The 12,728-nt window shown below is 71.0% G+C and carries 11 protein-coding genes; 2 read left to right on the top strand and 9 right to left on the bottom strand.

Annotated elements, in window-relative coordinates; translation table 11 throughout:
- The first annotated feature begins 166 nt into the window (after window positions 1–166).
- Complete coding sequence (locus tag ACH4PU_RS16725; protein WP_398272072.1) at window positions 167–943, top strand: alpha/beta hydrolase family protein; 777 nt, start codon at window positions 167–169, stop codon at window positions 941–943.
- Between the two features lie 3 nt (window positions 944–946).
- On the opposite strand, the gene ACH4PU_RS16720 is transcribed toward ACH4PU_RS16725, so the two are convergent.
- Window positions 947–2,008 (bottom strand): LysR substrate-binding domain-containing protein, encoded by a 1,062-nt coding sequence (locus tag ACH4PU_RS16720; RefSeq protein WP_398272070.1) that lies wholly within the window; start codon window positions 2,006–2,008, stop codon window positions 947–949.
- 45 nt (window positions 2,009–2,053) lie between these two features.
- On the opposite strand from ACH4PU_RS16720, the gene ACH4PU_RS16715 reads away from it, so the two are divergent.
- Complete coding sequence (locus ACH4PU_RS16715) at window positions 2,054–3,343, top strand: MFS transporter (RefSeq protein ID WP_398272068.1); 1,290 nt, start codon at window positions 2,054–2,056, stop codon at window positions 3,341–3,343.
- A 161-nt stretch (window positions 3,344–3,504) separates the two neighbouring features.
- On the opposite strand, the gene ACH4PU_RS16710 is transcribed toward ACH4PU_RS16715, so the two are convergent.
- The 8 genes from ACH4PU_RS16710 to ACH4PU_RS16675 all read right to left on the bottom strand — a co-directional run bounded on the left by ACH4PU_RS16710 (window position 3,505) and on the right by ACH4PU_RS16675 (window position 12,644).
- Window positions 3,505–4,119 carry a Uma2 family endonuclease gene (locus ACH4PU_RS16710; protein ID WP_398272066.1) on the bottom strand — a complete coding sequence of 205 codons (615 nt, stop codon included), beginning with the start codon at window positions 4,117–4,119 and terminating at the stop codon, window positions 3,505–3,507.
- Window positions 4,120–4,218: 99 nt separating this feature from the next.
- Entirely contained in the window at window positions 4,219–5,502 is a 1,284-nt protein-coding gene (locus ACH4PU_RS16705; protein ID WP_398272064.1) for a thymidine phosphorylase, read from the bottom strand.
- Window positions 5,503–5,598: 96 nt separating this feature from the next.
- A complete protein-coding gene (locus ACH4PU_RS16700; RefSeq protein ID WP_398272062.1) occupies window positions 5,599–5,994 on the bottom strand; it encodes a cytidine deaminase in 396 nt (131 codons plus the stop codon).
- Window positions 5,991–7,283 (bottom strand): ABC transporter permease, encoded by a 1,293-nt coding sequence (locus ACH4PU_RS16695; protein WP_398272060.1) that lies wholly within the window; start codon window positions 7,281–7,283, stop codon window positions 5,991–5,993. Before ACH4PU_RS16695 ends, ACH4PU_RS16700 begins: the two co-directional genes overlap by 4 nt.
- Complete coding sequence (locus ACH4PU_RS16690) at window positions 7,280–8,386, bottom strand: ABC transporter permease (protein ID WP_398272058.1); 1,107 nt, start codon at window positions 8,384–8,386, stop codon at window positions 7,280–7,282. Before ACH4PU_RS16690 ends, ACH4PU_RS16695 begins: the two co-directional genes overlap by 4 nt.
- The gene (locus ACH4PU_RS16685; RefSeq protein ID WP_398272056.1) at window positions 8,383–9,978 is read right to left on the bottom strand and encodes an ABC transporter ATP-binding protein; all 1,596 of its coding nucleotides are present in this window, start codon (window positions 9,976–9,978) and stop codon (window positions 8,383–8,385) included. Before ACH4PU_RS16685 ends, ACH4PU_RS16690 begins: the two co-directional genes overlap by 4 nt.
- Window positions 9,979–10,232: 254 nt before the next feature.
- Complete coding sequence (locus ACH4PU_RS16680; protein WP_398272054.1) at window positions 10,233–11,264, bottom strand: BMP family protein; 1,032 nt, start codon at window positions 11,262–11,264, stop codon at window positions 10,233–10,235.
- 129 nt (window positions 11,265–11,393) lie between these two features.
- Window positions 11,394–12,644, bottom strand: coding sequence for an amidohydrolase (locus ACH4PU_RS16675; RefSeq protein WP_398272174.1), 1,251 nt, complete (start codon window positions 12,642–12,644; stop codon window positions 11,394–11,396).
- Between the last annotated feature and the right edge of the window lie 84 nt (window positions 12,645–12,728).

Genomic DNA, 12,728 nt, shown 5'->3' with positions numbered 1-12,728 from the left:
GAACGGTGACCCGTCGGCGGGGTGGACACCGCGTCTCGTTCTGCCATCGTTGTCTGCCATGGTTCAGCAAGCGCTGCCGCAACCGGATCCGCTGGGGCCGGAAGGGTCGTCTCAGGGATCAGAGGAACCAGAGGGATCAGAGGGACCACATGGTCCCGTGGGGCCGTTGGGGCGCAAACCCGGCCCACAGCGCCGGAAGGCCGTCGAGCCCGCGCTGAGCAGGCCGTTCGGGGCGGGCCGGGCCGGGGAGGCCGTCACCGGGGTGGCACTGCTGCTGCCGGGCGGCCCGGCCGTGGGGCGGCGGCGGCCGCCGTCCCGGATCCCGGCCGCCCAGGGCCGGCTGGCCCGCCGGCTCACCCGCGCGGGCGCCGGCGAGGGCCTGGCCACCCACGTCGTCCGCTACCGCCACCGGGGCTGGAACGGCGTGGCGGCGCATCCGGTGGAGGACGCGCTGTGGGCGGCGGACGAGGTCGTGCGGCGGTACGGCGACGTACCGGTCTGCCTGGTCGGTACGGACCTGGGCGGGCGGGCGGCGCTGCGGGCGGCCGGCCATCCGGCGGTGACCTGCGCGGTGGCGATCGCCCTCTGGCTGCCCGACCCGGAGGCCGTCCTCGACCCCGATCCGGTGCGGCAGCTGGCCGGACGCCGGGTGCTGCTGGTGCACGGGACCAATGACGAGCGCACCGACCCGGACCTCTCCTACCGGTTCGCCGAACGGGCCAAGAAGATCAACCGGGAGGTGTGCCGGTTCGAAGTCCATTCGGACGGGCACGGGTTGCGGCAGCACCGCGCCGAAGTGCTGGCTCTCACCGCCGACTTCGTCCGGGGCACCCTCTTCGGCCATCCGTGCGCCCGGCCGTTGGCGGACGCCCTGGCCGCGCCGCCCCCGCTGGGCCTGCGGATGCCGCTGGCCTGCGGGTTCGGGGAGACGCTCGGCCACTGACGGTCAGCGGTGCAGCAGCAACTGCCCCCGGCGCGAGAGCAGGAAGCGCTTGAAGGCGGCCACGGGCGGGGTGTCGGGGTGGCCGTCCAGCCACGCCACCCCGATCTCGCGGACCGCGCGCGGCGCGGTGACGGTCAGCTCCACGACGCCGGGGCGCGGCACGGCGGGCGGCGGGAGCAGGGCGACGCCGAGCCCGGCGGCGACCAGGCCGCGCAGGGTCTCGGGGTCCTCGCCCTCGAAGGCGATCTTCGGGGTGAATCCGGCCTCGGCGCAGAGGGCGTCGGTGATGCGGCGGAGTCCGTAGCCCGGTTCGAGGGTGACGAACAGCTCGGCGGACGCCTCCGCGAGGCGGATCCGCTTCCGGACGGCCAGCGGGTGGTCGTCGGGGACGACGAGCCGCAGCTTCTGCTCGTCGAGGCGGCGGGCGACGAGGTCCGGCGCGTCCGGGACCGGCGAGGTGAGGCAGAGGTCGAGGTCGCCGTCGCGGAGCCGCTCGATCATCGCCTCGCCGTAGTTCTGGACGAGTTGGAAGCGGACGCGGGGATGGTCGGCGCGGAAGGCGCGGATGAGCTCGGGTACGGTCTCGGAGCCCATCGTGTGCAGGAAGCCGAACGCGATCTTGCCGGCCGCGGGGTCGGCGTCCGCCCGGACGGACTCGGCGGCGCGGTCCACCTCGCCGAGCGCCCGCTCGACCGTGGCGAGGAAGGTCCGGCCGGCGGCGGTGAGCGAGACGGTACGGCCGTGGCGGGCGAACAGGGCGACGCCCAGGTCGTGTTCGAGCCGGGCCATGGAGCGGCTGAGCGTCGACTGCGGCATCTCCAGCTGCTGGGCGGCGCGGGTGACGTGCTCGTGCCGGGCCACGGCGACGAACTGGGCGAGCCGCGGAGTGAGCGTCACCGCCCAGGAGTCCGCCTCGACATCCGCGCTCGGCGCGGGGCCCCCGGCCGCCGCCGGGGTGACGGGTGTCAAGGACGCGCCAGTAACAGGGATGTCTTTTCTGTTGCCGCCCGGTGACAGACGCCGCTCTGACCTGCGTTCATGCTTCACAGGATGGATTATGGCCATTCTGTGCATTGGACGCATCAGATGCAGCCTGCATACGGTTTCGACATGCCTCCTGCCGATACCGGGGCATCCGTCGTCATAGCACGCTCGGATGCCTTTCCCTCGCCGTCCCCTTCCCCCGCCCAGGACTCCCGGACCGCGCCCGGCGACCCCGGCTACCGCCGGATGAGCTTCGCCCTCTTCGCGGCGGGCGTCGCCACCTTCGCGCTCCTCTACTCCACCCAGGCCCTGCTCCCCGCGATCTCCGACGGCCTCGGGGTGACCGCTGACCAGGCCAGTTGGACGGTCTCCGGCGCGACGGCCGGTCTGGCCCTCGCCGTCGTCCCGCTCAGCGCCCTCTCGGAGCGGTTCGGCCGGCGGGCCATGATGACGGCCGCCCTGTGCGTCGCGGCGCTGCTGGGGCTGCTGGTGCCGTTCGCACCGGACCTCGGCTGGCTGACCGGGCTGCGCGTGGCGCAGGGCGCGGCGCTGGCGGGCGTGCCGGCGTCGGCGATGGCCTACCTGGCGGAGGAGGTCCGTCCGCGGGCTCTGGTCGGCGCGATCGGGCTGTTCGTGGCGGGCAACGCGATCGGCGGCATGTCCGGCCGCATCCTCGCCGGCTGGGTGGCCCAGGCGTGGGACTGGCGCGCGGGGCTGGCCTCGGTCGGCGTGCTGGCGGTGGTGTGCGCGGTGGCGTTCCGGCTGCTGATCCCCAAGGCCCGGCACTTCACCCCGGGTTCGGTGGCGCCGCGCGACCTGGCCCGTACGCTCGGCCGGCACCTCTCCGACCCGCTGCTGGTCCGGCTGTACCTGATCGGCGCGCTCTTCATGACCGTCTTCGGCGCGGTCTACACCGTGATCGGCTACCGGCTGGCCGCGGCCCCCTTCTCCCTCCCGCAGGGGCTCGTCGGCTCGGTCTTCCTCGTCTACCTGGTCGGCACGGTCTCCTCGGCCGCGGCCGGCAAGCTGGTCGGCCGGCTGGGCCGGCGCGGCGCTCTGTATCTGGCGATGGGCACGACGTCCGCGGGCCTGCTGCTGACGTTGGCGTCCTCCCTGACGGCCGTCCTGCTCGGCCTCGTCCTCATCACCGCCGGTTTCTTCGCGGGCCACGCGGTGGCCTCGTCCTCGGTCAGCCGCACCGCGACCACGGGCCGCGCCCAGGCGTCCGCGCTCTACCAGACCGCCTACTACCTGGGCAGCTCGGTGGGCGGCACGGTGGGCGCGCTCGCGTTCCGCGCCGGGGGCTGGGACGGGGTGATCGTCCTCGGCCTCGGCGCGATGGTGGCGGCCGCGTCGATCACGCTGTACGCGACGCGCAAGGCGCTGGTGGAGCGCCGCGCACTCCGATCGGCGTGAGCCGGCCCCACTCCCACCCCTTCACCGTTTCCCGGGGCCCCTCTGGGGGAGTTTGAGGACGCGAGCCGCAGACGTGCTGGGGGGTGCGGGGGTCACCCCCGCGAGAAACGGGAAGGGGCGGGACAGGGGCACCCTCGCCCGGCGCGGTACCCGACCAGCGGTCAGCGCAAAGGGAAAGAGCTGGTGTCGATCACCAGGTCGAAGGGCGCCGGCAGGTGAATGTCGTCCCCGAATTTCCCTGCCTGCAGGACGCGGTAGACGTCATCCCCGGGCTCGCCGTACAGCGTGATCGTGGGGCCCCCGGGCGCCCACCTGTCGATGAGCAGGTAGAGCGGCACACCGGCCCTCGCGTAGCCCGCCGGCTTGCTGATCCTGTCGTGTCGGGCGTTCGTTTTCGAGGTGATCTCGCAAATGAACGAGGCGGCGGATGCCTGGATGTAATTCTCCGACTCGTTCACGGCCTCCTCGATACTGGCGTCGACCACTGTTTCCGGCGCCACCACGAGATCCGGAATGTAGACACCACTCCGGGCAGGGATGGCTACGGCCAGCGTCTGGTACAGCCCCCAGTCCTCGGGAATGACGTTGGTCAACTGGCGTTGCAGCTTCCAGGCGATGCTGTTGTGCTGGTTGGCAGGCGCTGGTGACACGGTGACGATCCCCTCAATGATCTCCACCTTGCAGCCCTCGGGCGCGTCCGTCTCCTCCCAGAGGCGGACGAGCTCTTCCCACTCGTGACTGTGACCCTGCGGGTGGTCAGCGGCGAGTGCGCTCACGGCGGTTCTCCTTCATCAGGTACGTCACCGACCCCAGCATGGCGAACGGGACCGGCGGAGGTCCACCGGTCCCGTTCACCCGAATGGGGAAACCGCAGGTCAGGCGATGCGGTCCAGCACGATCGGGTTCGGCGTGAAGTCCGTGCCGGCCGGGGCGATCTCGACGCCGCCCTCCAGGGCCGCGAGGGCGTAGTCGAACTTCTCCGGGGTGTCCGTGTGCAGGGTCAGCAGCGGCTGGCCGGCCGTGACCGTGTCGCCCGGCTTGGCGTGCATCTCGATGCCCGCGCCGGCCTGCACCGGGTCCTCCTTGCGGGCGCGGCCCGCGCCGAGGCGCCAGGCGGAGACGCCGACGGCGTAGGCGTCGAGCGTGGTGAGGACGCCGGAGGAGGCGGCGGTGACGACGTGCTGCTCGCGGGCGACCGGGAGGGCCGCGTCCGGGTCGCCGCCCTGGGCGATGATCATGCGGCGCCAGTGGTCCATGGCGGAGCCGTCGGCGAGGGCCTTGGCCGGGTCCGCGTCGGGCAGGCCGGCCGCGGCGAGCATCTCGCGGGCGAGGGCGAGGGTGAGCTCGACGACGTCGGCCGGGCCGCCGCCCGCGAGGACCTCGACGGACTCGCGGATCTCGAGGGCGTTGCCGGCGGTGAGGCCGAGCGGGGTCGACATGTCGGTGAGCAAGGCGACGGTCTTGACGCCGTGGTCGGTGCCGAGGCCGACCATCGTGGAGGCGAGCTCGCGCGCGTCCTCGATGTTCTTCATGAACGCGCCGGAGCCGACCTTGACGTCGAGGACGAGCGAGCCCGTACCCTCGGCGATCTTCTTCGACATGATCGAGCTGGCGATGAGCGGAATCGCCTCCACCGTGCCCGTGACATCGCGGAGCGCGTACAGCTTCTTGTCCGCCGGAGCCAGGCCGTCGCCCGCCGCGCAGATGACGGAGCCGACGTTCCGCAGGACGTCCATCATCTCGTCGTTGGAGAGCAGCGCCCGCCAGCCGGGGATGGACTCGAGCTTGTCGAGGGTGCCGCCGGTGTGGCCGAGGCCGCGGCCGGAAAGCTGCGGGACGGCCGCGCCGCAGGCGGCGACCAGCGGGGCCAGCGGCAGCGTGATCTTGTCGCCGACGCCGCCGGTGGAGTGCTTGTCGGCGGTGGGCACGGGCAGCGAGGAGAAGTCCATGCGCTCGCCGGACTTGATCATCGCCGCCGTCCAGCGGGCGATCTCCGCACGGTCCATGCCGTTCAGCAGAATCGCCATGGCGAGCGCGGACATCTGCTCGTCGGCGACCTCGCCCCGCGTGTAGGCGTCGATCATCCAGTCGATCTGCTCGTCGGTCAGACGGCCGCGGTCGCGCTTGGCGCGGATGACGGAAATGGCGTCCATCAGCACATTTTCCTTAAGTTCGTGCGTCCTCAGGTCTTCCCGGGGCCGGAAAGTGACCCGGACGGGCTGACGCGTCAGCCCGTCCGGCGCTTGAGGACATCTTCATCGATCGAGGTCGGCGGGCCCAAACGCGTCCGGGAGGAGTTCGGCCAGCGGGCGGATCCCCGAGGCCGTGTCCACCGCGAGCTCCGGGCCGCCGTGCTCCCACAGGAGCTGGCGGCAGCGGCCGCACGGCATCAGGACGTCGCCGTTGCGGTCGCAGCAGGTGAAGGCGGTGAGCTTGCCGCCGCCGGAGGAGACGAGGGCGGAGATCAGACCGCACTCGGCGCACAGGGCGACGCCGTAGGCGGCGTTCTCCACATTGCAGCCGGTGACGACCCGGCCGTCGTCGACGACGGCCGCGGCACCGACGGGGAAGCCGGAGTACGGGGCGTAGGCCCGGGACATGGCGTCCCGGGCCTGCGCACGCAGCTCCGCCCAGAGAGCGGGAGAGGTCACTTTCCTTGACCCTTTCGGTAGGGCTTGCCGTCCGCCTTGGGCATCCGCAGCCGTTGCGAGAACAGCGACAGCACCAGCAGCGTGACCACGTACGGCGTCGCGTCCACGAACTCCAGCGGCACGGTGTCCGTCAGGGCGAACCAGACGAACAGCGCCACGGCGACGACCGCGGCGGCGACGGCCGCCTTGACCTTGCCGCCCTTGAAGCGCCAGGCCGCGAAGCCCACCAGCAGCACGGCGATCAGCAGCAGCAGCGCGTGGACGGTCGGGCCGCCGGAGCGCAGCTGGAGGCTGTCCATGAAGCCGAACAGGCCGGCGCTCATGGCCACGCCGCCCGGCCGCCAGTTGCCGGAGATCATCGTGGCGAGACCGATGTAGCCGCGGCCGCCGGTCTGGCCGTCGGAGTACATGTGGGTGCCGATGGCGAGGAACGCGCCGCCGAGGCCGGCGAGGGCGCCGGAGACGACGACCGCCGCGTACTTGTACGTGTAGACGTTGACGCCGAGCGACTCGGCGGCCACCGGGCTCTCACCGCAGGAACGCAGGCGCAGACCGAAGGCCGAGCGCCAGAGCACGAAGAACGTGCCGACGAAGAGCAGCGCGGCGACGATCGTCAGCCACGACACCTCGGAGACGAAGCCGCGCACGATGCCGGCGAGGTCCGAGACGAGGAACCAGTGGTGCTTCTCCACGTCGTGGAGCCAGTCGGCGAGGCCGGGGATGGAGAAGTCGCCCATGTTGCTCATGACGGGCGACTGCTTGTCGTTGCCGCCCGCCTGCTGGGCGGCGCTGCCCTCGGCGCCGAACCACAGCTTGGCGAAGTACTGGGTGATGCCCAGCGCCAGGATGTTCATGGCCACACCGGAGATGATGTGGTCCACGTTGAAGGTGACGGTGGCGATCGCGTGCAGCAGGCCGCCGAGCGCACCGCCGACGATGCCGGCCACGGCCGCGACCCAGGGGCCGTGCTGCCAGCCCATCCAGCCGGCGGAGAAGGCGCCCAGCATCATCATGCCTTCGAGGCCGATGTTGACGACGCCCGCCCGCTCGGACCAGAGACCGCCGAGGCCCGCGAGGCCGATCGGCACCGCGGCCGCGAGTGCCGAGCCGAACTGGCCGGATCCGGTCAGGTCGTTGGCGCCGGTGATCGCGCGCAGCGCGGAGAGCAGGATCAGCGCGCCCGCCACGCCCAGCATGATGACGGGGTAGGAGAGCTTCCGCTTTCCGCCGTCGCCCTTGTTCTTCCCGCTCAGCCGGTCGGCGAGCCCGGAGGTGAAGGTGGTACTCACGCGGAAACCTCCGCCTTGTCGCTCTTGCGGGCCTGGGCGGCGAGCTCCTCGCCGACCTTGCGCTGCTGGGTCTTGAGGCCGTAGCGCCGCACGATCTCGTAGGCGATGACGACGCAGAGGACGATGACGCCCTGGATCACGCCGACGATCTCCTGGGCGTAGCCCTCGAATTCGAGCTGGGTGCCGGTGCGGTCTAGGAAGCCCCAGAGCAGGGCGCCCAGCGCCATGCCGACGGGGTGGTTGCGGCCGAGCAGGGCGATGGCGATGCCGGTGAAGCCGATGCCCGTGGGGAAGTCGGTGCCGTAGTTGTACGAGACGCCGAGCAGGGTCGGCATGCCGACGAGGCCGGCGACGGCACCGGAGAGCAGCATCGAGGTGACGATCATGCGCTTGACGCTGACGCCGCTGGCCTGGGCGGCCGACTCGGACTGCCCGACGGTGCGCAGGTCGAAGCCGAAGCGGGTGCGGCCCAGGATGAACCAGTAGGCCAGGCCCGCGACGGCCGCGACGATCACGAAGCCGTAGATCGGCTTGGGCGTGGTCGGGATCTCGAAGAAGTGGGCCGAGTCCGGCAGGTAGGGCGTGTGGAGCAGGTTGCCCTCCTTCTTCGCCAGCCGGCCGTCCTGGAGGAAGTAACCGATCACCGAGGCGCCGATGGCGTTCAGCATGATCGTGCTGATCACCTCGTTGACGCCGCGGGTGGTCTTCAGCAGACCCGCGATGCCCGCCCAGATCGCGCCGACCGCCATCGCCACGATGATGATGATCGGGATCTGGATGATGCCGGGCAGGGTGAGCGCGCCACCGACGACGGCGGCGAAGAAGGCCGCGATGCGGTACTGGCCGTCGACGCCGATGTTGAAGAGGTTCATCCGGAAGCCGATGGCGACGGCCAGCGCGGACAGGTAGTACGGGGTGGCCTTGTTGATGATCCAGACCTGGCTGTCGCTCTTCGAGCCGAAGTCGACCATCACCTGGTAGGCGTGGAACGGGTCCTTACCGGTGGCCGCGATGATGATCGAGGTGATCGCGACGGCGGCCACGATCGCCAGCAGGGGCGCGGCGATCCCCAGGATGATCTTGTTCTTGTCGAACTTCTTCACTTGGAGTCTCCTCCTTCCGCGCTGTCGCTGTCGTCGTTGGTGCCGTCGGCCGGGGCCGGCGGCTCTTCGGGGTTCTCGGGGTGCTCGAGGTGCCCGGTCGCGGCGCCGGTCATGGCCGAGCCCAACTCCTCCGGGGTGATGGTGGCGGGGTCCGCGTCGGCGACCAGGCGGCCGCGGAACATCACCCGCAGGGTGTCGGAGAGCCCGATGAGCTCGTCCAGGTCGGCGGAGATCAGCAGCACCGCGAGTCCCTCGCGGCGCGCCTCGCGGATCTGGTCCCAGATCTGCGCCTGCGCGCCGACGTCCACACCGCGGGTGGGGTGGGCGGCGATGAGCAGCTTCGGCTGGTGGCTCATCTCGCGGCCGACGATCAGCTTCTGCTGGTTGCCGCCGGAGAGCGAGGCCGCGGTGACCTCGATGCCGGGCGTGCGGACGTCGAACTCGCGGACGATGCGCTCGGTGTCGGCCCGGGCGGCCTTGTTGTCGAGGAACGCGCCCTTGCTGTTGGGCTTCTCCGTGACGTGGCCGAGGATGCGGTTCTCCCACAAAGGGGCTTCCAGCAGCAGGCCGTGGCGGTGCCGGTCCTCGGGGATGTAGCCGATGCCGCCCTCACGCCGCTTGCGGGTCGGCGCGTGGGTGATCTCGACGCCGTCGAGGGTGACGGTGCCGCGGTCCGGGTCGCGCATGCCCATGATCGTCTCGACCAGTTCGGCCTGGCCGTTGCCCTCCACGCCCGCGAGGCCCAGGACCTCGCCCTTGTGGATGGTGAACCCGATGCCGTCGAGGACGGTCCGGACCACACCGTCGGAGTCGGTGGCCGACAGGTGCAGGCCCTCGACGGTGAGCATGGGCGTGTCGGTGACCGTGGACTCGCGGGTCTCCGGCGAGGGCAGTTCCTCGCCGACCATCAGCTCGGCGAGCTGCTTGGGCGTGGTCTCGCTGGGGACCGCGGTACCGACGGTGGTGCCGCGGCGGATGACGGTGATGTCGTCCGCGACGGAGAGCACCTCGCCGAGCTTGTGCGAGATGAAGATGACCGTCAGGCCCTCGGCCTTGAGCTCGCGCAGGTTGTCGAAGAGCGCGTCGACCTCCTGCGGGACCAGGACCGCGGTCGGCTCGTCGAGGATCAGCGTGCGGGCGCCGCGGTAGAGGACCTTGAGGATCTCCACACGCTGGCGGTCGGCGACGCCGAGGTCCTCGACGAGGACGTCGGGACGGACGCCGAGGCCGTACGCGTCGGAGATCTCCTTGATCTTCTTGCGTGCCCTGCCGCCGATGCCGTGGAGCTTCTCGGCGCCGAGGACGACGTTCTCCAGGACGGTCAGGTTGTCGGCGAGCATGAAGTGCTGGTGCACCATGCCGATGCCGCGCGCGATGGCGTCGGCCGGGCTGTGCAGGCTGACCTGCTCGCCGTCGAGCGTGATGGTGCCCTCGTCCGGCTTCTGCATGCCGTAGAGGATCTTCATCAGGGTGGACTTGCCGGCGCCGTTCTCGCCGCAGAGGGCGTGGACGGTGCCGCGGCGGACCGTGAGGCAGATGTCGTGGTTGGCCACGACACCGGGGAACCGCTTGGTGATGCCTTGCAGTTCCACCGCGGGAGCGGTGCCGCTGCTGGACTCTTTGCTGGACGCTTTGATGGCGCACTCTCCTCGGGGAAAGGGAGCGGGGGTGGCACCGGGGTGTCCACCGGGTGGGGGCACGGTGGAGATCTCCGGACGGGCGGGGGTGACGCTACACGCGGCAACTGCACGCTACGCGCGTAGCGTTGGCGCGTATGTGCGGGCCCGGCGAGGGTGTTCCCCGCCGGGCCCGGTCAACCGGTCGGCCGGCCGGAGCCGGCCGAGGGTCACGGCTGGGTCTTGACCTTGACCTGACCGTCCACGATCTTCTTCTTCGCGGCCTCGATCTTGTCCTTGATGTCGTCGATGAAGCCGCCCGAGGTCACCAGCGAGACGCCGCCGTCCTTGAGCAGGTAGGTCTTCGGGCCGGTGATCGGCTTCTTGTCCTTGACGCTCTTGACCAGGTCGAAGACGGCCACGTCCACGTTCTTCACCACCGAGGTGAGGATGTGGTCCTTGTACTGCGCCAGGCCCGGCAGCTGGTACTGGTCGGAGTCCACGCCGATCGCCCAGGCGTCCTTCTGGCCCGCGACGGCCTCGATCGAGCCGTTGCCGGAGAGGCCGGCCGCGGTGTAGATCACGTCGATGCCCGAGTCGAGCATGCCCTTGGCCTTGTCCTTGGCGGCGGCCGGGTCGTTGAAGCCCTTGTCGTTGTTCGGGTACAGGTACTGCGAGGTGACCTGCGCCTTGGGGTCGGTGTCCTTGACGCCCTGCTCGAAGCCCGCCTGGAACTTCTGGATGAGGGCGTTGTTCACACCGCCGATGAAGCCGACCTTGTGGGTCTTGGACTTCAGGGCGGCGGCGACGCCCGCGAGGTAGGAGCCCTCGTGCTCACCGAAGGTGACGCTCGCGACGTTCTTGCCCTGGGCCACCGAGTCGATCACCGCGAAGGTGGTGTCGGGGTGGTCCTTGGCGACCTTCTCGATCGACTTCTGGTAGTTGAAGCCGACGCCGATGACGGGGTTGTACCCGGCCTCGGCCAGCGAGTTCAGCCGCTGCTCGCGCTCGGCCTCCGTCTCGCCGTTCTTGGCGGTCATCAGGCGGGCCTTGACGCCCAGCTCCTTCTCCGCCTTGTCGGCGCCGCGGGCGGCGGACTCGTTGAAGGAGTGGTCGTCACGGCCGCCGACGTCGAAGGCGAGACCGAGACCCTTGTCCTCCTTGCCGCCCGACTCGGTCGAGGACTCGCCACAGGCGGTGAGGGTGAATGCGAGAGCCGCGGTGGCAATGCCCGCGACAGTGATGGTGGATACCCGGCGCACGAGGGCCCCTTCACTCGAAGCGCCTCCATTGGCGCTGGTTCGGAGGGATCGTAACGCGCGTAGATGGCCTGAAAAGGGCTAGTCCCAAGCCGTTATCGGATCGTCGCGAACCGAACTCGACCGACAAACCTACATTTGGTTGCGATCAAGCAAAGCCGCGGCCGTGAACAGCTCCACTCCCACCTGGATGGACCCCTCGTCGACGTCGAAGTCGCCGCGGTGCAGGTCGCGGCGCGACGTGTCCCCTACCGGGCGGACGCCCAGCCTGGCCATGGCCCCCGGGACCCGCTCCAGGTACCAGGAGAAGTCCTCCCCGCCGAGGCTCTGCTCGGTGTCCTCCACCGCGTCCGCGCCGCGCCGCGCCGTCATGGCCCGGCCCAGCAGCCCGGCGATCTCCGCGTCGTTGACCACCGGGGGGACTCCCCGGATGTAGGTGATCTGCGACTTGGCGCGGTACATGGCGGCCACCTCGTCCACGGCGGCGTGCACCAGGTCGGGGGCGTCGCGCCAGGCGTCGATGTCCAGGCAGCGGACGGTTCCGGAGAGCTCGGCGCGCTGTGGGATGACGTTGGCCGCGTGGCCTGCCTCCAGCCGTCCCCAGGTGACGGCGAGGCCCGCCCGGGTGTCGATCCGGCGGGCGAGCAGGGCGGGCACCTCGGTGGCCACCTTGGCCGCGGCGGTCACCAGGTCCGTGGTCAGGTGGGGGCGGGCGGTGTGGCCGCCGGGGCCGTCCAGCGCGACCTCCAGCTTGTCGCAGGCGGAGGTGATGGGTCCGGTCCGCAGCCCGATCCGTCCGACCTCGACCTTGGGGTCGCAGTGCACCGCCATGATCCGCCCGACGCCGTCCAGGGCGCCGCCCTCGATCGCGTCGAGGGCGCCGCCGGGCAGCACCTCCTCGGAAGGCTGGAAGATCAGCCGGACGGGGTGCGGCAGCAGCCCCTCCTCGGCCAGCGCGGCGAGCACCAGGCCGGCGCCGAGGACGACGGTGGTGTGCACGTCGTGCCCGCAGGCGTGGGCCGCGCCCGGGACGGTGGAGCGGTACGGGACCTGCTTGGTGTCGGGGATGGGGAGCGCGTCGAGGTCGGCCCGGAAGGCCAGCACCGGGCGGCGCACGGCGCCCGGCCGGGAACGCCCGATGTCGCAGATCAGCCCGGTGCCGGAGGCCAGCGTCCGGGGCCGCAGCCCGGCCTTCTCCAGTCTGGCCCTGACCGCCGCGGTGGTCCGGAACTCGCGGTGCCCCAGCTCGGGGTGCATGTGCAAGTCCCGTCGGAACGCGATGAGTTCGGCGCGCAGGTCGGCCGGAAGACGGCCGGGCAGCGCGCCGGCCAGGTCGCCTTCGAGATCGTCGACGGAGGTTTCGGGAGCGGCCTCACAGGGCATCAGGTGATTCACCCTTTGAAGGGTAGAGCCCTTCACAGGGCAACTGCCCTCCGATCATGAAAAGTTCAGCCGCATGGATGGGCC

Origin of the sequence: Streptomyces sp. NPDC021100, assembly GCF_044333095.1 — a bacterium.
In the GTDB taxonomy this organism is placed as follows: Bacteria; Actinomycetota; Actinomycetes; order Streptomycetales; family Streptomycetaceae; genus Streptomyces.
The sequence above is the reverse complement of the archived record's forward strand: the minus strand, read 5'-3'. Positions and strand labels throughout refer to the sequence as shown.

What these genes read in the sequence shown, in the direction of transcription:
- ACH4PU_RS16720 (WP_398272070.1), bottom strand. Translation starts at nt 2,008, where the DNA reads ATGGCCATAATCCATCCTGTGAAGCATGAACGCAGGTCAGAGCGGCGT.
- ACH4PU_RS16715 (WP_398272068.1), top strand. Translation starts at nt 2,054, where the DNA reads ATGCCTCCTGCCGATACCGGGGCATCCGTCGTCATAGCACGCTCGGAT.
- ACH4PU_RS16675 (WP_398272174.1), bottom strand. Translation starts at nt 12,644, where the DNA reads ATGCCCTGTGAGGCCGCTCCCGAAACCTCCGTCGACGATCTCGAAGGC.